General features: G+C 40.8%; 23 protein-coding genes and 2 pseudogenes. 2 read left to right on the top strand and 23 right to left on the bottom strand.

From position 1 onward, the window contains the following. Positions 1-38 precede the first annotated feature (38 nt). Positions 39-320: pseudogene (locus MHH76_RS09925) on the bottom strand (type I glutamate--ammonia ligase); the annotation flags it as partial. Between the two features lie 147 nt (positions 321-467). On the opposite strand from MHH76_RS09925, the gene MHH76_RS09920 reads away from it, so the two are divergent. Then, complete coding sequence (locus tag MHH76_RS09920; protein WP_023857618.1) at positions 468-698, top strand: hypothetical protein; 231 nt, start codon at positions 468-470, stop codon at positions 696-698. A 31-nt stretch (positions 699-729) separates the two neighbouring features. On the opposite strand, the gene MHH76_RS09915 is transcribed toward MHH76_RS09920, so the two are convergent. The 18 genes and pseudogenes from MHH76_RS09915 to MHH76_RS09830 all read right to left on the bottom strand — a co-directional run bounded on the left by MHH76_RS09915 (position 730) and on the right by MHH76_RS09830 (position 16,406). Next, a complete protein-coding gene (locus MHH76_RS09915) occupies positions 730-1,317 on the bottom strand; it encodes a hypothetical protein (RefSeq protein WP_023857619.1) in 588 nt (195 codons plus the stop codon). A gap of 157 nt (positions 1,318-1,474) precedes the next feature. Then, positions 1,475-2,050, bottom strand: a pseudogene (locus tag MHH76_RS09910) (peptidoglycan-binding protein). Between the two features lie 208 nt (positions 2,051-2,258). After that, complete coding sequence (glnA, locus tag MHH76_RS09905) at positions 2,259-3,593, bottom strand: type I glutamate--ammonia ligase (RefSeq protein WP_020451550.1); 1,335 nt, start codon at positions 3,591-3,593, stop codon at positions 2,259-2,261. A gap of 56 nt (positions 3,594-3,649) precedes the next feature. After that, positions 3,650-4,057, bottom strand: coding sequence for a MerR family transcriptional regulator (locus tag MHH76_RS09900; RefSeq protein WP_003182143.1), 408 nt, complete (start codon positions 4,055-4,057; stop codon positions 3,650-3,652). Between the two features lie 102 nt (positions 4,058-4,159). After that, complete coding sequence (locus MHH76_RS09895; protein WP_043054320.1) at positions 4,160-5,425, bottom strand: aminotransferase class I/II-fold pyridoxal phosphate-dependent enzyme; 1,266 nt, start codon at positions 5,423-5,425, stop codon at positions 4,160-4,162. A gap of 18 nt (positions 5,426-5,443) precedes the next feature. Further along, the gene (hflX, locus tag MHH76_RS09890; RefSeq protein ID WP_043054319.1) at positions 5,444-6,706 is read right to left on the bottom strand and encodes a GTPase HflX; all 1,263 of its coding nucleotides are present in this window, start codon (positions 6,704-6,706) and stop codon (positions 5,444-5,446) included. Between the two features lie 104 nt (positions 6,707-6,810). Further along, positions 6,811-7,776 carry a stage V sporulation protein K gene (gene spoVK, locus MHH76_RS09885; RefSeq protein ID WP_003182136.1) on the bottom strand — a complete coding sequence of 322 codons (966 nt, stop codon included), beginning with the start codon at positions 7,774-7,776 and terminating at the stop codon, positions 6,811-6,813. A gap of 306 nt (positions 7,777-8,082) precedes the next feature. Further along, positions 8,083-8,781, bottom strand: coding sequence for a hypothetical protein (locus tag MHH76_RS09880; protein ID WP_039072725.1), 699 nt, complete (start codon positions 8,779-8,781; stop codon positions 8,083-8,085). Positions 8,782-9,220: 439 nt separating this feature from the next. Beyond that, a complete protein-coding gene (locus MHH76_RS09875; protein ID WP_026579677.1) occupies positions 9,221-9,658 on the bottom strand; it encodes a hypothetical protein in 438 nt (145 codons plus the stop codon). Between the two features lie 383 nt (positions 9,659-10,041). Further along, positions 10,042-10,647, bottom strand: a complete 606-nt coding sequence (locus MHH76_RS09870) for a PadR family transcriptional regulator (protein ID WP_075213449.1) — start codon at positions 10,645-10,647, stop codon at positions 10,042-10,044. A gap of 35 nt (positions 10,648-10,682) precedes the next feature. After that, positions 10,683-11,375, bottom strand: a complete 693-nt coding sequence (locus tag MHH76_RS09865) for a sulfite exporter TauE/SafE family protein (RefSeq protein ID WP_020451541.1) — start codon at positions 11,373-11,375, stop codon at positions 10,683-10,685. Between the two features lie 71 nt (positions 11,376-11,446). Next, complete coding sequence (locus MHH76_RS09860; protein ID WP_039072724.1) at positions 11,447-12,271, bottom strand: urease accessory protein UreD; 825 nt, start codon at positions 12,269-12,271, stop codon at positions 11,447-11,449. A gap of 1 nt (position 12,272) precedes the next feature. Next, positions 12,273-12,884 (bottom strand): urease accessory protein UreG, encoded by a 612-nt coding sequence (gene ureG / locus MHH76_RS09855; protein WP_020451539.1) that lies wholly within the window; start codon positions 12,882-12,884, stop codon positions 12,273-12,275. 20 nt (positions 12,885-12,904) lie between these two features. Then, the gene (locus MHH76_RS09850) at positions 12,905-13,588 is read right to left on the bottom strand and encodes an urease accessory protein UreF (RefSeq protein ID WP_025811526.1); all 684 of its coding nucleotides are present in this window, start codon (positions 13,586-13,588) and stop codon (positions 12,905-12,907) included. Continuing rightward, positions 13,581-14,036: an urease accessory protein UreE gene (gene ureE, locus MHH76_RS09845; RefSeq protein WP_025811524.1), complete on the bottom strand. Its 456-nt coding sequence runs from the start codon at positions 14,034-14,036 to the stop codon at positions 13,581-13,583. Before ureE ends, MHH76_RS09850 begins: the two co-directional genes overlap by 8 nt. 10 nt (positions 14,037-14,046) lie before the next feature. Continuing rightward, on the bottom strand, positions 14,047-15,759 hold the full coding sequence (gene ureC / locus MHH76_RS09840; RefSeq protein ID WP_039072723.1) for an urease subunit alpha: 1,713 nt from the start codon (positions 15,757-15,759) through the stop codon (positions 14,047-14,049). Beyond that, complete coding sequence (gene ureB, locus MHH76_RS09835) at positions 15,756-16,082, bottom strand: urease subunit beta (RefSeq protein ID WP_020451535.1); 327 nt, start codon at positions 16,080-16,082, stop codon at positions 15,756-15,758. The genes ureC and ureB overlap by 4 nt, the downstream gene beginning before the upstream one ends. 21 nt (positions 16,083-16,103) lie before the next feature. After that, positions 16,104-16,406 carry an urease subunit gamma gene (locus MHH76_RS09830; RefSeq protein ID WP_020451534.1) on the bottom strand — a complete coding sequence of 101 codons (303 nt, stop codon included), beginning with the start codon at positions 16,404-16,406 and terminating at the stop codon, positions 16,104-16,106. 240 nt (positions 16,407-16,646) lie between these two features. Between MHH76_RS09830 and MHH76_RS09825 the strand changes: the two genes are divergently transcribed. After that, positions 16,647-17,591: an urea transporter gene (locus MHH76_RS09825; protein ID WP_043054318.1), complete on the top strand. Its 945-nt coding sequence runs from the start codon at positions 16,647-16,649 to the stop codon at positions 17,589-17,591. A gap of 573 nt (positions 17,592-18,164) precedes the next feature. Here MHH76_RS09825 and MHH76_RS09820 read toward each other — a convergent pair. From MHH76_RS09820 to MHH76_RS09805, 4 genes are all read right to left on the bottom strand, one after another. Beyond that, complete coding sequence (locus tag MHH76_RS09820) at positions 18,165-18,416, bottom strand: hypothetical protein (RefSeq protein WP_020451531.1); 252 nt, start codon at positions 18,414-18,416, stop codon at positions 18,165-18,167. Between the two features lie 920 nt (positions 18,417-19,336). Then, entirely contained in the window at positions 19,337-20,467 is a 1,131-nt protein-coding gene (locus tag MHH76_RS09815) for a Rap family tetratricopeptide repeat protein (protein ID WP_023857636.1), read from the bottom strand. A gap of 191 nt (positions 20,468-20,658) precedes the next feature. Continuing rightward, on the bottom strand, positions 20,659-21,915 hold the full coding sequence (locus tag MHH76_RS09810; RefSeq protein WP_023857637.1) for an MFS transporter: 1,257 nt from the start codon (positions 21,913-21,915) through the stop codon (positions 20,659-20,661). A gap of 857 nt (positions 21,916-22,772) precedes the next feature. Then, entirely contained in the window at positions 22,773-23,207 is a 435-nt protein-coding gene (locus MHH76_RS09805; RefSeq protein ID WP_020451523.1) for a DUF2243 domain-containing protein, read from the bottom strand. Positions 23,208-23,218: the final 11 nt, after the last annotated feature.

The raw sequence follows: 23,218 nt of genomic DNA, 5'->3' as shown, positions 1-23,218 counted from the left end.
AACCCCCTGACACCACCGGTGCCAAGGGGATTCCTAAATTAATACTGAGACATATACTGTTCGCGCTCCCAAGGGTGGACTTGTGTGCGGAACATATCCCATTCGATTTCTTTTGCTTCGACGAAGTGTTCGAATAGATGGTCGCCGAGGGCTTTGACCATGACTTCGTTTGATTTGAATTCTTCGAGAGCATCTGCGAGCGTCGCAGGAAGGTCGACGATTCCGTTTTCGAGGCGCTCTTCTTTTGTCATCACATAGATGTTGCGGTCGATCGGAGCCGGTGCTTCGAGCTTGTTTTTGATGCCGTCAAGTCCTGCTGCAAACTGTATACTCAAGTCTATAGTTATCACGAAAAAATTCCTCTTTTGACAGGTGAAGATGCTACAAACGTCTCCTTTTCTATTATAAACATTTTTGGTAAAATCAAGTTGTTGGTTGAAGAATTCAAAAAGTGGGAGTGACCAGCAATGCTTTTGTTTTTTGGTAAGTTTATCTTGTTCTATTTGTTCGGTACAATTGCATTCGCCCTCTTCAAAGTAATGTACTACAGTATCAGCAAAAAATTGATTACAAAAACGGCTGATGGTACAAAATTGAATTGGGCTTTAAATGTATTTGTTAAAAACGGTAAGAAATTAGATAGTAACGATTACTTCGTAATGGGTGTTTTTGCGGGTTTTTGTACGATTTATTTATAAAAGGCTCCTGGAATATTTCCAGGAGCTTTTCTTACTTCGTAGGATATCCATTATTTTTACAGAAGTCTTTAATCTTCTTATGTTTCTTTGAAAACTTTTTGCATGCTTGTTTGATCCCATGTGTATAAACATCTTTTAAAAACTGTTGTGCCACTCCCGCTAATCCAAGTGCTGTCAAAAGTGCGATTAATTCTTGCAATGAAATGTAAACAACCCAAGGTAACGCAGGCACAAACATAGGCTTGATTTGATTATCGCCTTTTACCGCAACCTGTTTCCCTTCCTCTAAAAATTTCACTTGTTCTGTTGGCAAGTTTTCATAAAACATCGCCATATTTGTTACCTGATCTACAGCAAAACCAATTTGGATTGCTTTTTGACGGTCTACAGAATATGTAAAATTCTCATTGGTTTTCAATGCTTCTTCTACAAACTTTTTCGATTTTTCCATGTCTTTTTCATCAACATTTTGCACGACATTGCTAACTTCTTGATGATTGATCAAACTTTCTGTTGCATTTTTTGCCTGTACCGTAGCCGCTGGCGTAGTCAATACTACTGTGGTTAGAAGTGCAAATGCTGAAAGAACCATTAACACCCTAGTCTTCATACTTTTCATACCAAAAACAACCTCCTATAGTTTATATTTACAAGTAATATATTAACATATAAACCAACTATTTGGAACCGCTGTTTTTAAGAATTTTACAAACTTTTAATTTTCTATCTGATAAAAGGTTAGTATAAGAAGACCCTCAAGATAGAAGACCTTGTCTTCACTTCAATAATGATTCGAGTTTTGCCTTCGTTTTTGGCCCGTAAATACCGTCAACAGACAGCCCATGCATCAGCTAGAACCGTTTGACCGCATTCGCCGTTTTCGGCCCGTAATAACCATCTATGCCGTTATTCTTTGCTCCTTTGTCTGGATAGAAATAGAGGGCAGCTAAAGCCTCCTGAATCTGACGGACAGCTGTGCCTTTCATCAATGGGCTTTTTACCTTATAGATGCCAGACGGCAGCGGGTAGGATGATTTTTTGCCGTTTGAGTAAGGCTTTTTCTTTTTCGCTTTAATAGCTACAAGCGCCTTTTCTGTAGCCGGTCCGTAAATTTCATCCACCGCGATACACGCTTTCTTTTGCAGAGCTTTGACGACCTGCACCGTTTCATTTCCGTAAGACCCATCAGCCCCGTATTTCGGCAGTGAGAAGCCAGCGGCAATCAAACGTTTCTGTAGTGCCTTGACCTTGGAACCGGACGACCCTTTTTTCCAGAATGGTCCCTGTGGATTTGCTTGACTGGCTCGTAGATGATGTTGTCTTTGACACAGTTTTATTCCCAAACAGAGCATTAACTTTTTTCCTGAATGCCGCCAGATGGCTTGAATCGCTTACCGACGGAGCCGGACAGGATCGACATGGATTCAATGAATAGATATAAGAGTATATCTCCACGATAATTGATTTTTTGTGGGTGATTAATGTTCCCTCTTAAAATGTTAAAAATACCCACAAAAACAAAAAACCCCCTGACACCACTGGTGCCAAGGGATTCCTAGATTAATACTGAGACATATACTGCTCGCGCTCCCAAGGGTGGACTTGTGTGCGGAACATATCCCATTCGATTTCTTTTGCTTCGACGAAGTGTTCGAATAGATGGTCGCCGAGGGCTTTGACCATGACTTCGTTTGATTTGAATTCTTCGAGAGCGTCTGCGAGTGTCGCAGGAAGGTCGACGATTCCGTTTTCGAGGCGCTCTTCTTTTGTCATCACATAGATGTTGCGGTCGATCGGAGCCGGTGCTTCGAGCTTGTTTTTGATGCCGTCAAGTCCTGCTGCAAGAAGTACGCTCAAAGCAAGGTACGGGTTCGCAGAAGGGTCTACGCTTCTGACTTCTACGCGCGTGCTGATGCCGCGGGAAGCCGGGATACGGATCAATGGGCTTCTGTTTTGCGCGCTCCATGCCACATAGCAAGGTGCTTCATAGCCTGGAACTAGGCGCTTGTAAGAGTTGACAGTCGGGTTTGTCACAGCTGTAAAGCTTGTTGCGTGCTTGACGATGCCGGCGATGAATTGCTTTGCCGTTTCACTCAGCTGAAGGTCAGTGTCTTTGTCAAAGAAGGCGTTGGCGCCGTTTCGGAAGAGTGATAGATTGCAGTGCATGCCTGATCCGTTTACGCCGAACAACGGTTTTGGCATGAATGTTGCGTGCAGGCCGTGTTTGCGCGCGATTGTTTTAACGACGAGCTTGAACGTTTGGATATCATCGCAAGCGCGGATGGCTCCAGCGTATTTAAAGTCGATCTCGTGCTGTCCAGGTGCAACTTCGTGGTGAGACGCTTCGATTTCAAAACCCATTTCTTCGAGCTCAAGTACGATGTCGCGGCGGCAGTTTTCGCCAAGGTCAGTCGGCGCAAGGTCGAAGTATCCGCCTTTGTCGTTCAGTTCAAGGGTAGGCTCGCCTTTTTCGTCAAGCTTGAACAGGAAGAATTCCGGCTCTGGTCCAAGATTGAAATCTGAGAAGCCCATATCTTCCATTTCTTTCAAAATGCGCTTCAAGTTGTTGCGCGGATCGCCTTGAAACGGCGTGCCGTCCGGATTATAAATATCGCAGATGAAGCGGGCTACTTTACCTTTTTCGGCGGTCCACGGGAAAATCACAAATGTATCTAAATCAGGGTACAAGTACATATCGGATTCTTCAATGCGGACGAATCCTTCGATTGAAGAGCCGTCGAACATAACCTTATTATCAAGTGCTTTTTCCAGCTGGCTCACAGGAATTTCAACGTTTTTAATCGTTCCAAGAATGTCTGTAAACTGAAGGCGAATATATTTTACATTCTCCTCATTTACTAGTTTAACAATATCGTCTCTTGTATACTTTGCCATTCGTAAAACTCCTCCTCTAAAAGGTAAATGTATATAGCAATGCAGTTGCTAACAAATTAATGAAAAAACCTGGACATGTCTCCCTGGCGGAATGTCGTCCCTCTTTGGAAACGGCCTGCTTGGATAAGCTCGTTTTTCAGCAGTTTTCTCAGTTCTTCATCCGACAAGTTGTGTTTCTCTGCTTTTTTCGGCTTGTCTTGTTTGTCTTCTTTTTGTTCGTTTTCTGTTTTGGCGAAAATTTGTTTGATCCCCGCCATGTTTACACCTTGTTCGATCAAATCTTTAATTTCGAGCAGCTTATCTACATCATGGAATGAAAATAAACGTCTGTTCCCTTCACTTCTTGCAGGAAATACCAGTCCATTTTCCTCATAATACCGAATTTGTCTTGCGGACAGTTCGGTCAGCTGCATGACGATACCTATCGGAAATAAGGGCATTGAGCGGCGAATTTTATCACTCATCTCAATTTCCTCCTTTTCTTATATAAATTTATTATATGTGATGTTATATAATGTGTCAACACGATGTAAGGATTCTTTACATGAAAATATTCTTTATTTTCTTTACATTAACCCCTGCTTCATGAGCGCATCCACAGCACTGCATATCGCATTCTTCACATGGGAATAGGTTAATCCGCCTTGGACATATGCCACATAAGGCGGTCTTATAGGGCCATCCGCTGATAGTTCAATGCTTGCTCCCTGTACAAAAGTGCCGGCCGCCATAATGACATCGTCTTCATAGCCCGGCATATAGCTCGGATATGGTGTCACATGGGCGTTGACAGGAGAAGCGTACTGAATGGCCTGACAAAACGCGATCATCTGCTCCGGGTTGGAAAATTCGACAGACTGGATCAAATCGGTCCGCTTGCTGTCCCACGAAGGATTCGTCCTAAAGCCGAGCTTTTCAAGAAAACGGGCTGTGAACACGGCTCCTTTTAATGCCTGGGAGACGACATGCGGCGCAAGGAAAAAGCCCTGGTACATCTCCTGAAGGGTGTACAACGACGCACCGGCTTCACTTCCGATTCCAGGTGACGTCATTCTGTAGGAGCAGGCTTTCACCCATTTTTCCTTGCCGGTGATATAGCCGCCTGTTTTAGCGAGGCCGCCTCCCGGGTTTTTAATCAGCGAGCCTGCCATCAGATCCGCTCCAACATGGCACGGCTCACGCTCTTCTACAAATTCGCCGTAGCAGTTGTCGACGAAAACGATGATGTTCTCGTTTACTTCTTTAACAAAGCGAATCATCTTCTCAATCTCATCAATTGTAAAAGACGGACGGTCTGCGTATCCTTTTGAGCGCTGGATTCCGACAACTTTTGTCTGCGGTGTGACGGAAGCTGCCACGCGGTCAAAATCAACGGCTCCTTCTTCAGTCAGCTCGACATGGCTGTATCCGATCTGGAAATCTTTCAAAGACCCCGAGTTTTCCTCACCTCTGACGCCGACGATCTCTTCGAGGGTATCGTACGGTTTGCCTGTGATGTAAAGAAGTTCATCTCCCGGGCGGAGAACGCCGAATAAAGCAATTGATATCGCATGGGTTCCCGAGATGATCTGCGGCCTGACAAGGGCCGCTTCACCGCCGAAGACGTCGGCATAGACTTTTTCCAGCGTATCGCGGCCGATGTCATCGTAGCCGTAGCCAGTCGATGGTGTGAAATGCGTATCCGATACTTTGTGCTTTCTGTAGCTTTCAAGCACCCTCCACTCATTTCGTTCACTGATTTCATCAATTGTTTTATGGATTTGAGCGATATCGGCTTCAGCCTCTACCGCCGTTTTCTTTAGTAGATCTCCGTGTTTTAATGTCTCAAACATGTTCTGCAGTGTCCTTTCCTACATATACTTCTTCAGCTCTCCCAAAATATTTTGGTCAGGGAGAATATATCCATTCACTTCATATGCTTCGCGATCTTCGTCAAAAATGGTGCTGTTCGCCATTGTCTCAGACTTGATTCTCGACAAGAGCCTTCCTTCTGAAGCAGGAATCCTTACGTCATACGGAACGAGCAGCTCCCTTTTCAGATAGTCTTCAACCGCCTGCTTAAACAGCGGCAGGTCCCCGTCTATTTTGGCGCTCGTCATGATATGCCCTCTCCCTGAAGAAGGGATGAAATCCGGCCGCTTCCGGTCTCTTTTGTTATAGACGGTTAAAACGGGAATATCGTCGGCTTCAAGTTCTTCAAGAAGGCGCTTGACCGTCGCTTCGTGGCCTTCGTAGTCTTCGTGTGAAGAATCGATCATATGAAGAATCAGATCGGCTTCTTTTACTTCTTCGAGCGTCGATCTGAAAGCCGCGATCAAAGTCGTCGGCAGATCCTGAATAAACCCGACCGTATCTGAGAGCAGCACGCTGTATCCGCTCGGAAGCGTCATTTTGCGGGTCATTGGGTCAAGTGTGGCAAACAGCAGGTTTTCTTCATAGCTGTCGGCGTCTGTAAGCCTGTTAAACCATGTCGATTTCCCTGCATTGGTGTAGCCGACGAGCGCGATTTGCAGTACGCCGTTTTTCTTTCTTCTTTCTCTGTATCTGCTTCTGTGGCGAATGACGGTAGACAGCTGAACATTGATTTCATGAATCCGGTTTCTGATATGGCGCCGGTCGGTTTCCAGCTTTGTCTCTCCGGGACCTCTTGTTCCGATTCCGCCGCCTTGCCTTGACAGGTTGATTCCCTGGCCGCTTAACCGCGGGAGGGCGTATTGCAGCTGCGCCAGCTCAATTTGCAGCTTTCCTTCCCTTGTCCGCGCGCGTTTGGCGAAAATATCGAGGATCAACTGCGTCCTATCGATAATTTTCACGTCAAGCGTTGTGACAAGCGCTTTCAGCTGGCTCGGCGACAATTCATCATTAAAAATTAAAACATCGGGCGACAGCTCTTCACAGAGCACCGCCAATTCATCTACTTTTCCTTTTCCGATATATGTAGCAGCATCGACACGGTTCCGCTTCTGCGTGACCGTGGAAACAACCGTTCCATCGGCCGTTTTCGTCAGCGCGGCGAGCTCTTCCATCGAGTATGAAAAACGCTCATCAGATACGTGCGGAAGCTGGCATCCGACTAATATGGCTTTCTCTTTCATGACGTCCTGTCCGTTCAAATGATCATGTTCCTTTCTTAACGTTAGTCAATTAAGCAGTACTATCATAACAAACGAAGGGAACGGTTGCCAGAAATCCTCGAAAATAAAAAAAGAACGCGCCATTATACGTGCGGCGCGTCTTCCTTCAAGTCGAGATCCTGGCTTTTAATGGTTATCAGGTCATTCTTTAAATAGCAGTCTCCCATCAGCAGTCTCATCGCCTGCGACCGGATGGATTTTTCGATCAGGTTGCGGACGAAGCGGCCGTTGCTGAACTTCGCGGGGCTGACCGTGCTTTTGACGGCCATCAGATGATCTTTCAACTTCCACTCGGCCTCAGGGCTGAACTGATATTCCCTTTCCGCCATCATCCGTTTCGCAATGTCCATCAGCTGGCTGACTGAGTAATCGGGAAAATCGATGCTGATTGGAAACCTTGACTGAAGGCCTGGATTTAATGAAAGAAAATGATCCATTTCCCGCGAATATCCGGCGAGGATTAAAATAAATTCGTTCCGCTTATCTTCCATATGTTTGACTAATGTATCGATTGCCTCCTTGCCGAAGTCTTTCTCTCCGCCTCTGGCAAGGGAATAGGCTTCATCAATGAACAGGATTCCGCCCATCGCTTTTTTGATTAAATCCCTCGTTTTTTGCGCCGTATGACCGATGTACTCACCGACAAGATCGGCGCGCTCCGCCTCGATCAGATGGCCTTTTGAGAGAACATTCATTTCGTAAAAAAGCCTGCCGATCAGCCTGGCGACGGTCGTTTTTCCGGTTCCCGGGTTTCCTTTGAACATCATGTGTAGCGCCTGTTTTCCGGCTTTAAGGCCTTGTTCTTCGCGCTTTTTATTGACGAAAATCCAGGCGTAGATTTCCTTAATATTGCGCTTCATTTCCTCCATCCCGACCAGCGTGTTCATTTCCCTTTCAATTTCCTTCAGAATGCTGTGTTTGGCTTCATTTTTTTGCAGTGCGGCCTGATATTCGGCTTCAGCCTCTGAATTGGCCAAAACCTGCTTTTGACCGTTCAGTATGATATTGATTTGTCCGTTGTTTTTATAAGTAACAGCCCTTTCCAACACACTCACCTCACCATTCTCTCTTTATATCCTATTCATGGCGCGCTTAAGCCGTGACAGACGCCCACATGACTGCGCATTCCGATGTTTTTTGAGAAGGACGGGGCAGGTCTTGTTGAAACCTGCGCTTTCCCGAGAAATACTTTATTTCTTATTGTATTCAGGTAAGCTGTGCGGACAAACCAATTTTTTATTTCTGTTTGCCTTTTTGGTAAATGCTTAACGGGTTGACATGTTGATGTACTGAACCAGCTGTAGGAATACGTTAACAGTGATAAACCCCGACTAGGCTCTTTCGCTTTAATATAGTTATTTTTCATAATAATAAGCTTTGACCCAATAATAGTTTCTACCCTTATTTTCACACCATTCAACAAATCCTTTTGATTGCCCTTCTTTAAACATCACCCAGTCATTCAATAGATCTTGATAATAGTTAAGTGCTTCGTTATTGTTTTTTCTTGTTTGTTCACATTCTACTTTGTTATTTAACTGCCGGGACTTAGCAAGAAGTACTGTATCTTCTTTAATATCGCCAAGATATAAATCTTCAGATATATGATGAAATGAATACCAAAGAGCATTCAAATAAATATCGATTAGCGTTAATAGGGATAATTGTTCATTGCTGCCACCACGTCTAAGTGCGTTGTTTAAGTAATCGACACGTTTTTCAGTATTTAAAAACACGCCATACCATCTATATGGTCTTGAATCTTCGGGATTACTCTTCATCCATCTCTCAAGTAAAGGCTTCAAAAGTTCCTCCTCCAAAGGATAAACGAGTATATGATGAATATTATCTGATTCTTCAAATAAGGCAAATAGCCAACTGGCAAAATGCTGTTGTACATTATTATCCCACGTCTTTGCTTCATCAATAAAGGCGGACAATGCTTTAAAGGATTCCTTTCGCAACCCTTTTTCTTTGAGGAAACAAAACTTTTTAAATAATGGATATGCATCCAATCTGTCATTTTTTAAGACATTTGTTAAGACATTTACCATTTTCACATCTCTCTTTGCTCAGAATAAAACCGTAATTTTTATTCAAAATCTCACTTTTTTGTTCGAAAATGAACAATAATTAATATTACACCTAAGATCATTAACAATACAGGATAAAATAACACAGATGATTGAAAATAAGCTGAAGTCTCTTCATCACTAATCCCATCAATCACATAATTAGGAAAAGCAACAGATAACAACTGTACAGAAAATAACATTGATAGCCCCAGCAAACACGACATGAATCCTGATATAAAGTACATTTATAACCTCCAAAAAATAAAATAATTCCCTTCACTAGAATGCTATCTTCCCCAAAGTTTCCGTTAGTCTCTCTCTGATACTGACTAGTGTTTCAAGTTCATGTTAAGCGCTATATAATTCAGCATCAAAATATCCTTTTGCATATTCATTAAAAGCCTTCATATTTATTTTCCTACTTTTTCGAAGATCGTGATTTATACTCTCTTCTAATAGATGATTTTTTTACCCACCATTGAGTGCCCTTATTAGACCCGCTTAATACTTCTATTAATGCCAAGTTATCTTCTTCTAAAATTTTTATAATTTTTATTCTTTGATGCTTTGAAATAGTAATTGTCTCCCCTTCAACGTTGAATAAATTACCGGAGTTTTTCTCTAAATTCTCAATAGAATTAGCACCTGTAATAGACTGTCCGAGCCGTAATTCATCCCCTGCTTTATCGTCTCCTCCACTCCCAATCACGTATAGAGCTGCCATTACTACAAAAACCAAAAGAACGCCAGCAATTCCATAAAGCGCTTTTTTCATGAGTTCTATTAATTTATCTACGAAGTTGATTATTGGATTATTTATATATTGGTGTTGTCTGTTTTTCACTCGTGATTGCATTCTGCCCTCTTCTTTCTTATTTTCTTTATTGCGTCATGGTGATTATTAGGGTACTCAATATAGCTTCCGTCAGTCTTTTCCCAAATCATCTTCAGTTCCCCTTCAGTCACGTTTCCATCACCAAACCATGTAACCCGATTCTCATTTAAAAACACCTCCAAGTCATATTTCGGATAAGATTGATCCGATTTCAAACTCGAAGGTGTTTTTTATTTGTCTCATCTTGTGGGGCAGTCCGGCAGTTCCCTCGCTTGTTTAACAAAAATGGCACGTTTCGTTTTTCTGCACCATTCGTTAGTTTTGAACGCGGGCGTGAACATGCGGCGTTCTCACTGTGTTATATTGAGGCGCCTTATTTTATGTACGTGATATTCGTTTTCTGTCTAGATAAGCAGTGACGCTCCATTTATCCCTTCTACACTGACATAACACAGAAAGGGAAAATTAAATTTCTTATCTTTTATTAGATTTAAAACCTTCTGACACCATGTTTTTTCCTCTTTGGCCAGTCTGAATTTGCGATCAATCAAGATATAACGGCCAAAGTTTTTTGACATGCTATCCGATTCCTTGTTTTTTTCTAGCTCCGCCATTTTGTTCAATTGGGTATCAATTGTTTTTTCTAAATTTTTGATTCGATCCTGAATCAGTTTTACAGAATCTTCCTCTTCCAACAACCAAATCGAATATACTTTAATAAGAAATTCGTCCCTATTTATTGGATCTGAAGGAGATACAGCGATCCAATCTTCTAACGCTTCTTTTCCCTTGTCAGTAATGGAGTATATTTTTTTATCAGGTTTCCCTATTTGCTCTACATGCTCGTATTCAAGAAATTCTTCTTGTTCCATTTTATTTAGCAAAGGATATATTTGACTATGTTTTGCCGGCCACACTACCTCCAGGTACTGAACTAACTCATATCCTGAACAAGGTCTTCTGCCGAGAACGCTCAGAATGGCATACCCTAAAGTATTTATATCATTCACCTCAATCTTTAAATGGCGGTTACTTTATACTATTTTTAAATCCAAAGGTTAAATAAACCCTCATTAATACCCAAGTTATACATATAGTATACACCAAAAACAGCACTTATTACACCCGTCGTCATCCCTAGTGTTCCGCTGATTGCCCCTCGCTTCTTACTCAGCACAAAGGGAATTCCAATGATTGTTGTAAAGAAAAGCATACCAATAACTGTTCCTGCCCCGAATATAAGAATATATATTGCCGCTTCCTCTACACTCTTGACAGTACTTATCGTTAATAAGACCATGGCTCCACTTCCTGCAAGACCATGAACTAAACCGATGAATGTTGATCTTAAGTACGTTACGTTTTTATGGCGGCGCTTATGGTCGCCGCTGCTTTGATGAGTGTGGAGATGTTTGTGTTGATGCGTATGTACAGGGCTATTCTTGAAAGAAAGAATCGTTTTAACCCCTAAATAAACAAGCATGACTCCTACTAAAAATTCTAAGGACATCGACCATTTTTCTGATATTTGCCCCTTCATTACAATGACAATGATTCCAACTATAAACAATGTTACAGTATGGCCAATGCCCCAAAATATGCCCGCTAAAGAAGCTTGCCATAACTTTTTACTTTGACTTGCAATTGTCGATACCGCAATCACATGGTCAGGTTCAATCGCATGCTTGATTCCTAAAATTAATGCCAGCATTAAAACCGAGAATAATGTGCCTTCCACCAAAATACAGCTCCTTTTTATCTTGAATCTGAAAAAAACCAACAATTGAACAGTTGCTGGTTTTTTAACCGTTAATATTTTCTTAAAAAACTCGGGGTTTTGTTAAACCATACTTGGTTGAGGAGATGATGAAATTCGGAAAACAGACTTTCGATGATCTGTGTTTGATTTGCTAATACCCGTACGGAAAACCCAGGGACAGGCAATAAAGATATGCCTATTTTATATTCTTTTGTCTGAGTATCCACGGCCTGATATAAACGATCAAGAAGGTCATGATCTACTTGTTCATTGATCACAATCATGGAACCTAAGTGAGAATAGCCTTCCATTAAACCCAGACCATCTATATTTTGTTTGGCCGGGCATAGTTTGATATGGTCATAGACTGCCAGCTCATTTTCCTTATAGATTTCATTAATGAATTGAAGCATCTCATAGGTAAATTTTTCTCCACTAGGAGACCATCCAGGAGTCACAATATCTGAATAAAGGAACGTACATCCTTTTTCAATATATACTATATTTTTTTGTTTATACCGTGCATTTTGATAGCCGATAAGCGGATCGGGAATGTACTCAAGATAACTGCCTTCCTTAAGGTTAAATTCCGTTTCCTGATATGCATGTGTATGCGGTGTCTTATATATTTTAGTTGCCGATTGGGTTGTTAATGTTAATCTTGCTTGTTTCTCCAGTGAAATCTTCATTTGATAGCGATCACCGTCTAAATAACCGCCGCCGGGGTTTAAAATATAATAACAGGCTTGTCCTGATTCATCATGATAAATAGGACGCATGACTTTATACGCCCCCTGAAAATACACATTTTTCGCAATGGTCTTTCCATTTTTTTCTTCAGCGCTCAAACGCAAAACGCCTGTCCAGTCCCCCATCTTACTCCAGTCCTTTTAATAGTGCATTTTCCTTAATCCAATCAATGACTTGATCAAGACCTTCATTCGTTTTTAAATTTGTAAAAGCGAACGGCTTGTCTCCGCGGAAAACCTTCGTATCAGATGCCATAACGTCCAGATTTGCTCCAACGAAAGGCGCTAAATCTGTTTTATTGATGATAAACAAATCAGATTTAATCATTCCTTGACCGCCTTTTCGCGGTATTTTCTCCCCTTGGGCCACATCAATAATATAGATTGAAAAGTCAACAAGTTCAGGGCTGAATGTAGCTGCCAGATTATCTCCGCCGCTTTCAACGAAAATAAGTTCAACGTCTGGATTCTTCTTCACTAGCTCATCAATGGCTGCAAAGTTCATTGATGCGTCTTCGCGTATTGCCGTATGAGGGCAGCCGCCTGTTTCCACACCTATAATCCGATCTGCGGGAAGCACCCCGTTGTTCATTAAAAACTTGGCATCTTCTTTTGTATAAATGTCGTTTGTCACAACTGCCATACTCATTTCATCTTGCAAATGCCGGGTTAATTTTTCGACTAACATCGTTTTCCCTGCTCCTACAGGTCCTCCTACACCGATCCTAATTGGTTTCATACCTAACACTTCCTTTTTTATTAAGACATGAAAATACGAATATTTACACGCTCGTGCATCATTTGAGATAATTCTAAACCGGGAGAAACAATCCCGAATTCTTCTTCATTTAAACTTTGAATTTTTTCTGTTGCTTCGATTAAAACAGTCTGAAATTCTTGAATTGTCTTTTGACCTGCCACTTGCCCTAGAGGGACAGCCCGTACCGCATTTTGAACAAGATTTGAGACTGCTGAATACAAATAGTACAGTGTAGTCGTTGAGGAAGGGACACCAAGATGATGACCTACAATCGTAAATACAATGGAGGGATGTCCAAACGATTGCTTTTGATCTATACGCTCCCGATATGTTGAAAGAATGGGTATATCATATAGGGATTCAATAAGATTTAACATCCGCTCGCCCATCCTTTGGGTTCCTTCTCTTGTTTCACGCGGCAAACTTTGAACAGTCAACATGCGATCTAATTTCCATACTGTTTGTAAATCTTCGTTCTCTAAAGCTTCATATACAAGACGGGAAGCCAACCCATCTGAATAGATGAACTGCTCGTTTACATACGTATGAAGCCATTGTACGAACGTTGCTTGATCATGGACTTTATCTTCTTGAATATAGGTCTCAAGACCATACGAATGACTAAAAGCCCCTATAGGGAAATTTGAATCACATAGTTGGAGTAAAGATAAAATATTAATCATGGCTATGACCGATATGGCGGAAAGCCTGTTTTACTTTTCGGTCTTCACGTTTATATGGAATTTGCAGGTCTTGAAGTAACTCTTCTACAAGATAATCATATTGAACAAGCATTTCGTCCTCTTCAAACTGCGCCGGCAGGTGGCGATTTCCTAATTGATGAGCGATCGTTCCCATTTCATTTAAGGTGCGCGGTTTGATAACTAATAAATCATCGGACAGTACATCGATGACGACCATATTTTTATCGTTCATATACAAAACATCACCAGCGACAAGGTCACGCGCTTCTTTTAAGCGTATTCCAATTTCGTTGCCATGATCTGTTTTCACCCGTTGGATTCGTTTTACTAAATAAGCACTTTCAAGGTAAACTTTTTCAATATGGCGTTTTTCAATTTCCTCTTTTTCCATGTTTTCAAGATTTGTTACGATTTGTTCAATAATCATGACTCTCACCTCAGAATAGGAAATATCGTTGACCCATTGGCACCTTATCAACAGGGTCACATGTAATTAATTGGCCATTTACTTTTACTTCATATGTTTGTGGATCGACCGTTATTTCAGGAGTTTCGCAATTCAGCTTCATATCTTTTTTCGTTAGTTTGCGAATGCCGCGAACCGGAAGAATGATTTTTTGCAACCCAAGCTTCTCATGCACTTTGTCATCGAAAGCTGCCTGGGAAATAAACGTAATGGAAGTGCTGGACAACGCCTTGCCAAACTGCCCATACATCGGACGGTAAATAACAGGCTGCGGTGTCGGGATAGAGGCGTTAGCATCTCCCATTAAGCTCTCTGCAACAAAGCCGCTTTTCATCACCATTTCAGGCTTCACACCGAAAAATGCTGGATTCCAGACAACGAGATCGGCCATCTTCCCTCTCTCGATAGAACCGACATATTCGGAAATACCATGAGTAATGGCAGGATTAATTGTATATTTGGCAATATAACGTTTTACGCGGTTGTTGTCCGAAAGCTCGCTGTCGCCCGCCATTGTTCCTCTTTGTTTTTTCATCTTATCGGCTACTTGCCATGTACGTAAAATGACTTCTCCAATCCGTCCCATCGCTTGGGCATCCGAACTAGTCATACTGAATACACCCATATCCTGGAGAATATCCTCAGCTGCAATCGTTTCGCGTCTGATACGTGAGTCAGCAAACGCCAAATCTTCCGGAATAGATGGATTCAAGTGGTGACAGACCATTAACATATCTAAGTGCTCATCTACCGTATTGACTGTATAAGGTAATGTCGGGTTCGTAGATGACGGCAGAACATTGTTAAAGCTGGCCGATTTAATTAAGTCAGGAGCATGTCCTCCCCCTGCACCCTCTGTATGGTACATATGAATGACGCGATTTTTAATAGCTGCCATTGTATTTTCCATAAATCCGCCTTCGTTTAATGTATCCGCGTGAAGGGCAACCTGAACATCATATTTGTCAGCCACACTTAGCGCATGATCGATAACTGAAGCTGTAGCGCCCCAGTCCTCATGAACTTTCAGTCCAATGGCGCCGGCGCGTATTTGCTCTACCAGCGGAGCTTCTGAAGCGGCTTGTCCTTTTCCTGTAAACCCAACATTAATCGGCATGCCCTCTGCCGCTTCAAGCATTCGGTGCATATGCCACTCGCCCGGTGTAACCGTGGTAGCCTTTGATCCTGCAGCAGGGCCTGTTCCTCCTCCAATTAGGGTGGTAAGACCTGAAGCTAATGCTGTTCTGATTTGCTCCGGATTAATAAAATGGACGTGAGTGTCAATTCCGCCCGCAGTTACAATCATACCTTCAGCAGCAATAACTTCTGTACCAGAGCCAATCACAATATCCACATTGTCCATGATTAGCGGATTACCTGCTTTCCCGATTCCAGCGATTTTGCCATCACGAATTCCAATGTCCGCTTTATAAATACCAGTGTAATCTAAGACAACAGCATTCGTAATGACAACATCTGCTATTCCCTCTCCACGTGTAACTAAAGGGTGTTGTCCCATTCCATCACGAATAACTTTACCGCCGCCGAATACCACTTCATCTCCATATGCCGTGTAGTCTTTCTCAATTTCGATGAGCAAATCTGTATCTGCCAGACGAATAGAGTCCCCTGTAGTCGGGCCGTACATTTCAGCGTATTGCTTTCTTGGCATCTTGAAGCTCATGATTGGTTCCCCTCTTTTTCCAATGATCCGTCCACTTTATTATTAAATCCGTATACCCGGCGTTCGCCGGCGTAAGGCACTAATTCCACTTCTTTTTCATCCCCGGGCTCAAAACGCACAGCTGCTCCTGCCGGAATGTTTAGTCGCTTTCCAAATGCTTCTTCTCGTTTGAATTGAAGCGCTTCATTCGCTTCATAAAAATGAAAATGTGAACCTACTTGAACTGGGCGGTCACCTGTATTCGTTACATTCAATTTGGACGCCGCTCTTCCGACATTACAAATGATATCCGTTTCTTTTAAAAATAGTTGCCCCGGTTCCATTTCAATAGCCTCCTATCCATTTTATTTAATTGGACTATGTACAGTTACAAGCTTTGTGCCGTCTGGAAATGTAGCTTCTACCTGGATATCATCAATCATTTCCGGAATGCCTTCCATTACATCTTCCCGCGACAAAATGGTTGTTCCATATTCCATCAACTCCGCAACTGTTTTTCCATCCCGTGCTCCTTCCAACACTTCATACGTTATCAGGGCTACTGCTTCCGGGTGATTCAATTTTAATCCCCGTTCTTTACGTCGCTTCGCAAGATCTGCTGCCACAACAATCATAAGCTTGTCTACTTCACGCGGTAATAGTTGCATCACAAAACCTCCCTGTATTTTTATTACGACCAAACGGTGAGCATTCATATAAGGGGGAGCCAGTTCATTAACATTCTGAGCTGAAAGCGCAAAAACTAAAAAACTGAAAATATATTTGATTCCCCTGCTTCTGTTTTAAATGTATATCATTTTTTACATATATGTCAATTTATATATTCAAAAATTTATATATGATACACTGAAGATATATAACCTTGAAAAGAAAGGAGAATATTCATTATGCGAAAAAACAAACATCATTTATTAAGCGAGGCGGTGTTTTCCCGTTTAATAACAGCTTCTCTCAAAGGCATCTCTCAAGTCATCCTGATTGAGAATGTTATGACCGGCTTTCTAACCCTTATAGCCATTACTATTTTTTCCTATTATTTAGGTATAATCGCTTTGTTGTCCGCTATTATCGGTACTTTAGCAGGGAAATTGGGAGCGGCAGATGAAAAGATTATAAATGAGGGTCTATTAGGATATAATTCTGTGTTAACAGGAATGGCATTGGCATCATTCTTAACTGGCCCTTACATGTGGCTTGTCGCTTTAATTGGATCAGCCTTAGCAGCCATTTTTACAGCCGCCATGATGCATTTTACGAAAAGAACCGAAGTTCCAATTCTTACATTCCCCTTTGTTATCCTGACATGGTTTATATTGCTGGCTTCATACAAATTAAATGGGGTTAAATTAAGCTCTGCCCTGATACCTCAGGATTTAACACACTGGGAACTAAAGACAGCAGGGGGAGTCAATTTAGTAGACGGGGTCTTTCATGGAATTGGACAAGTATTTTTTCTGAATAACACAGTATCCGGGATTTTAATTTTTCTCGCCGTATTTTGGGCAGGAAGAAAACTGGGACTTTATGCAGTTATCGGAAATGCAGTTGCCATCATCATTGCATTCCTTTTAGGAGGAGAGCGTTCTCTCATCACATTGGGTCTTTACGGGTATAATGCAATTTTAACAATCCTGGCCGTATCTGCCATTTTTAAAAGTGAACATAACCGGTTTTCATTTTTGTCAGGGATCATTTCAGCTTGTCTGACAGTGCCTATAACAGCGGGACTCAGCACTTATCTTTTGCCATATGGACTCCCTGCCCTAACAATGCCGTTTGTTCTTTGTTCATGGCTGTTTTTAGGTGCAAGAAAGGTTCTGCAAAACTTATAGCTTTGCCTATTGATGATGTAAATCAGCCGCTTAGTGGTTACGCAAGAAATAAAAGTCATGGAAGAAACCCATGATGTCTTACTATACGAATCTACTCGCGTTTAGACATTAATGAATGATAACTTGTGAAAAACGATGGTGAGCTAAAAACTTACAGGAATGCCGGGACTTTGATAGGAATGTTCCATTTCATTGACACTCTCACTTCAGAAATATCTGGAATCAATCGATTACCACATGAAACAGACTTATTTTTCAATAATGATGCTATGAGAGCGTCTCCGACATTATTCGCTAGATAAGACCCTTAGGCCAGTCAGTCTGAAGGTGTGCTGCGGCCGCTGTTCAGCTCTCCCCTGTAAACTGTGAAAAACTCATATTGGCGCAAGCAGCATATTCTGATGGTGCCGCTGAAAACTGTTCCAGCTTTGTTTTCATTGATCAACGAGAGGGGCATAAATAAAGAGGATTTGGACACAGAGAGGTGAAAGTAACTGATTTGGTTAATGAAAAAAATTCTGTCTCAGAAAGAATAAGAATACAAACGATTGAGACAGAATTTTGTCTTACGGTTTACTTATACACGTAGCAAGTTCCTTGTATAACCGTAACACATGTATATGTTTCATGATAAGATTTACCTTGGCTGTCTCTAAAGAAAACAGTTACAGTATTGTTGCCATTCCATTGGAATTGATAGGCGTCTGGATACTTGTCTCGAATCGGAGTTAAATCCGGCGCAGCACTTGCAGGTAATCCGGATACCAACAGAGCCCCAGCAACTGCAACCGCTCCCGCTACTTTTTTGAGTTTGTTTTTAAACATAAACACATCCCCTTTTCGTTTTGTTTAACTATTAAATGCTTGTCCATTTAATAGACACCTTGAGCTTAACACCAAAAGGATGAAAAAATTGTCAAATGGTGTAGAATTGAAAAATAATTCAAAAATAATACACATTTTTACAATTTTTCAATATGAAGATGTTTCCTTTTCTTCATCTCCTCTTTTTAAATTTTCTATATTTGTGAGGCAATGTCGTCTAGATGAATGGTGACATATTGAATCTTTTACAGGGAGCTTATCGTTAGGTAGCACAGGCAACAAAAGTGAATCACAATTTAATCTAAGTATTTTTATAGTGAACATTGCGGTGACTGGATTATTAAAAAAGCTCAATGGAGCAAGTTCAAGATGAACCTGCGAAAGAAAATTTTGAAATTGCAGAGGAAAAACCGAAAAGTATTAAAAATATTTGAGGAGGTTCATGAAAAGATGGTATTTCTCTGAACTGTATTTCCTTAATCAATGAGACTTAAAGGAGGTATTGACGGAGTTTATTGCTTTTAATAGCGCTCCATAGATCTGTGCGACTAAAAAGACCGCACTCTCTTTGGAAGATAAGCAGCAACATATGAGGTGCTGTTCCTCACCCCTTATTTTCACAACCATAAACTTTATTACAGATTAGCCTATGTTAAGTCAAAGTATTGGTGCGCGTATATGTTGTGGGAGCAGGAAGTCGAAATGCGATTCGCCAATTATTCGAAGAAATGTTAGTGAGATTAATAACCCTCCCTCTGTTAATATTGCAAGAAACAGAGAGAGGGTTATCTTAAAACCTTATGATTTAACTTCAAGTTTCAATTCTAATCGCAACATCATAACTGTCATTTTCCGTATGAATATACGAAGAAGCAGCAACTCCTGTGAAACCCAGCAATAAAACTGCACAAATCAATAGTTTAGATTTCATTTAGAAAATCTCCCCTTCGAATTTGTTTTCGTGCTTCAATTGCTTTACGATAAAACTCATTTGCACCCCGAATTTCACCTTGTTCAGTTAAAGTGTCACCTATACACACTCCATACCATTCCATATCAGGATATAGCTTTTTTTCTTCGAAAAACTCGAAGGCTTCTCTTACAAGGTCCAAATCGGAATCTAAGTAAATTCCTTTAACGATCTTCAGTGTCGCCAAGGTTTCTGCAATATTGTTTTGCTGAGCTAGCTTTAATGATTTCTCATAGAATTTTTTTGACGACCTCAGATCATTTTGCCTTGCTTTTGTGTAAGCCAAAAGGTATAAAGCTCTTGCCGTAAATTCATCATTTTTCGGTTCAAGAATATCTAGGGATTTTAGATAAAATTCGGATGATTTATCAAATTCTTCAAGGTTAGTATAACATACTCCAATGTTAAACAGTGCTTTTCTGATCAAATAATTTTCGCCAAATTTCTCTGCATCCTCTAGTGCTTGTTTGAAATGCTTCATGGCCTCTTCCATATGCATATTGTCTAGCCAGTTACCTGCTATAACAAACTGACAATGTACACGTCTGTTACCGTAAGCTGGCTCTTGTTTATAAATAGCGTAAGCACGCTTAGCATAATTCATAGAGAAATATGTTTGCTTCATGTGATAATATACCTCAGCCATTTTAAAATAGAACTCAGCCTTTTCTGTACTATCTCCTTCAATCGCTTCTATTTCCAATTCAGCCTTTCTATAGCAATTCAATGAGAATACGAGTTCTTTTTGTCTGAAATAGTACATCCCCATAAAAAAGTGATAATAATATTCAAGCATTCCGTTAAGGTCTTGACATCCTCTTGTTTCTTTCAACTCTTGATAATGTTTGTCTATCTTTAAGTCAGCGTTTGGATGAAGTTCTTCCAGCATAAGCTGATGACGAAAATCCAACAGTGAAAAGTAAACAAGAGCATCTTGGTTTTCTTCCATTACTGTTATTTCTTGTTCAACTTCAGTTTTTGCTTTTTCAGCAGCAGCGCTTCTATTATTTTTTATACAGTTATACCAATAGTTCATCTTCGTTGCTACTAGATCATAAGGAATAACACTCTCAGTAGACATTTAATAAACCCCTCTCTATGTGAATATTTTATCTCTGTAACATTCAATCCCTTTTTGATGTAAGATCGACATTACCTTCATTGAATATTCCAATAAACAACAGAATTTATTCTATTATATCGAATTATCTGAATGTTAAGAACGAAAAATGTCTATAATTGTTATGCCGAAAATTGAACTCACTAATATTGTTATAGCTCAAAGCTATCTTTTTTGGCCTTTGATAAATCGGATCGTTGAGATTTTCCTAGTTTTGTGAAAGCTAGGATACCAAGTCCTGCAAGTATTTCGACTACCCCTCCAAAAGCAATGACTTTTCCTGCCCCAAAAACAGTCGCAGCATACCCCGCCGCTAAAGCACCGACAGGAATCATCACATATGAAATCATACTGATGACAGCATATACCTGCGGCTGATCCTCATCATTTACCGAAATTTGAATGATCGTATGTTCCGGAACATTTATTGCACTAATTGTTGCTCCTAAGATAAAAGCTGCTGCAAACACCAATATTAAAAGCGAATTGATACCTGTAATGAAAAAAGCTGTTCCTTCTACAATGCCAGCGGCAACAAACAACAATCCATAACGATTTACTCTCACTCTAGTCAGTATGAAACCCATTAAAAATGCTCCGCCGGTAGTTAGAACTCTCACTATAGAATGAATGATTGCCCCCTGGTTTAAATCTTCCGCTATATAGACTGCTGCAAGTGCTTCCCATGGTGCCGATCCTAAGTTCAAAAACACACAGAAAATCGCTAATGGAAACAAAATATGATGACGTCTTACAAGCGTAAATCCCCTTCTTAACTTCTTCAAATATGGCTCTCGCGATTGAATTGCTCTCGCATTCTCTTCCGCCTCACTCCCACCATATTGAATGAATAAGACCAAAATAGCTGACATTACATAGAGAGGTAATATCAGAAGCATTGTAGGAGCTGCGCCGATCAATACAATTAAAACACCGCATAGTGTAACTGCTCCTAGTTTTATTGCTTGACCTGCGGATTGTATTGTCGCATTTGCCTTTTGAATAATATCCTCTTTCACAATTTTCGGAATTAAAGAAACAGAAGCAGGATCATATGAGGCTCCCGTTGCGGAATGCAAAAGCATAAGCAATATGATAAACGTCAAAGGAGAAAAACCATTAAAATAGAAAACCGGGATAATCAACATTATGAATGCCCTAGTTAAGTCTGAAAAGAACATCCAAAATTTTAATTTATCCGTTTTCATCAAAGGAGTAATGATTGGCCCCAAAATAGCTTGAGGAAGAAAACTTACAGCTATTAAAAAAGCTGTCCCGATAGCCCCTTTTCCATCTAAAATAAGAAACCACAGGATTGTGTTAAATGCCAAAGAATCGGCCGTTATCTTTATCATCTTAGAGCAAAACAGAAAGGTGAAGTTTTTTTGCCACACAGTATTACTATTCATTTTTGAAAGATCCCCCTTACCATAAATCCCTCATTCTTACAGCAAGTTTGTCTTTAAGGATATCCTATTCCCGGATTATGTCAATGACAATTTGGAATAATTAAGGTAATTTTTATTTAAAGGGATTAGGGGTACTTGTTTTATAATCTTTCCAGTTTTCTCTTCGCAGGGAGCTTAAAATCCGCTTCAAAACACCTAAAAATTTTTATTTGCTTATGAGAGCATCTTTGAATTTTCGTGTTTTCATTTCCAATTATGAATTGATGCTTCATCATGCGAAATAGCCCCTAATCGCAGTTCGCCAATCAGGGGTCTATTCGATCCGATGTTAATGCATTACACTTTTTTAGGTTTATTAATCGCTTTTAAATTAAGGACTGCGCTCATAAATAATATAATATCTTTTATTTCCGCTCTAAATCTTTGCTTTTCACTTCCTTTAATATCTCCCTAAGCAACTGTTGAGTTTCCTCGTTTTGTTTGCGATTTATCTTGTTTTCCTTTACCAATACGATCATGTAACATAAAAATAAAATGATACAGAAAGGATAAGCAAATTAGGCAGCAGCACACTTAACATTTTATATGTAAACCTCCTATTAAAAGATGGCAGTCAAACGATATAAACACCTTTTTCCATTGAATATGTGAATCCCCTTTTTGCTTGAAGTGAACAGTTGCACTTTGCCGAGCTTTAAAAACTTGTTACATAAAACGAATTCTTCAAGCGGCGGTCACTGATCATATCAATTTTTAAAATGGAGTTTTTTATTTCTTCAAATTTTGACAAAAACAGGGCAGGTCTTGTTGAAACCTGCGCTTTCCCGAGAAATAATTGTGCGAGTCAAACCAATTTTTCATTTCTGTTTGCCTTTTCTGTAGATCAGCCATCCGGCCAGAATGATCAAAAGGCCTGATGCGTCATAGGCTAGGTCGAATAAGAGGCGGTTCGGGCTTAGCGGGTTGACGTGGTGAATCTGAAGAAGATGATGATTGATGATGCCCTCGAGGAAATTAAACCAGCCCGCTCCTAACAAAGAGGCTCCCCAAAAGATGTGTTGCGGCCGGCTGCTGCTCAAGTCACCTCTGTTCCACAACAGGATCCCGCCGATAAAAAGAATGACGAGCGAAAACAGATGGAACAGTCCGTCGCTCATAATTTGGTGAGAGCGGTCTGTGTCCATGTACACGCTGTGCCATTGAAGCAATTGGTGAAAAACAATGCCATCGATCATGGCGATGATACCCACACCGAACAGAAAAGGTCCCCAAAACGCTTTTTTGTTTTTCATATGATTTGTCC

Origin of the sequence: Bacillus sp. FSL L8-0193 (assembly GCF_037976065.1) — a bacterium.
GTDB lineage: Bacteria > Bacillota > Bacilli > Bacillales > Bacillaceae > Bacillus > Bacillus paralicheniformis.
This window is presented reverse-complemented; position numbering and strand designations above follow the sequence as displayed.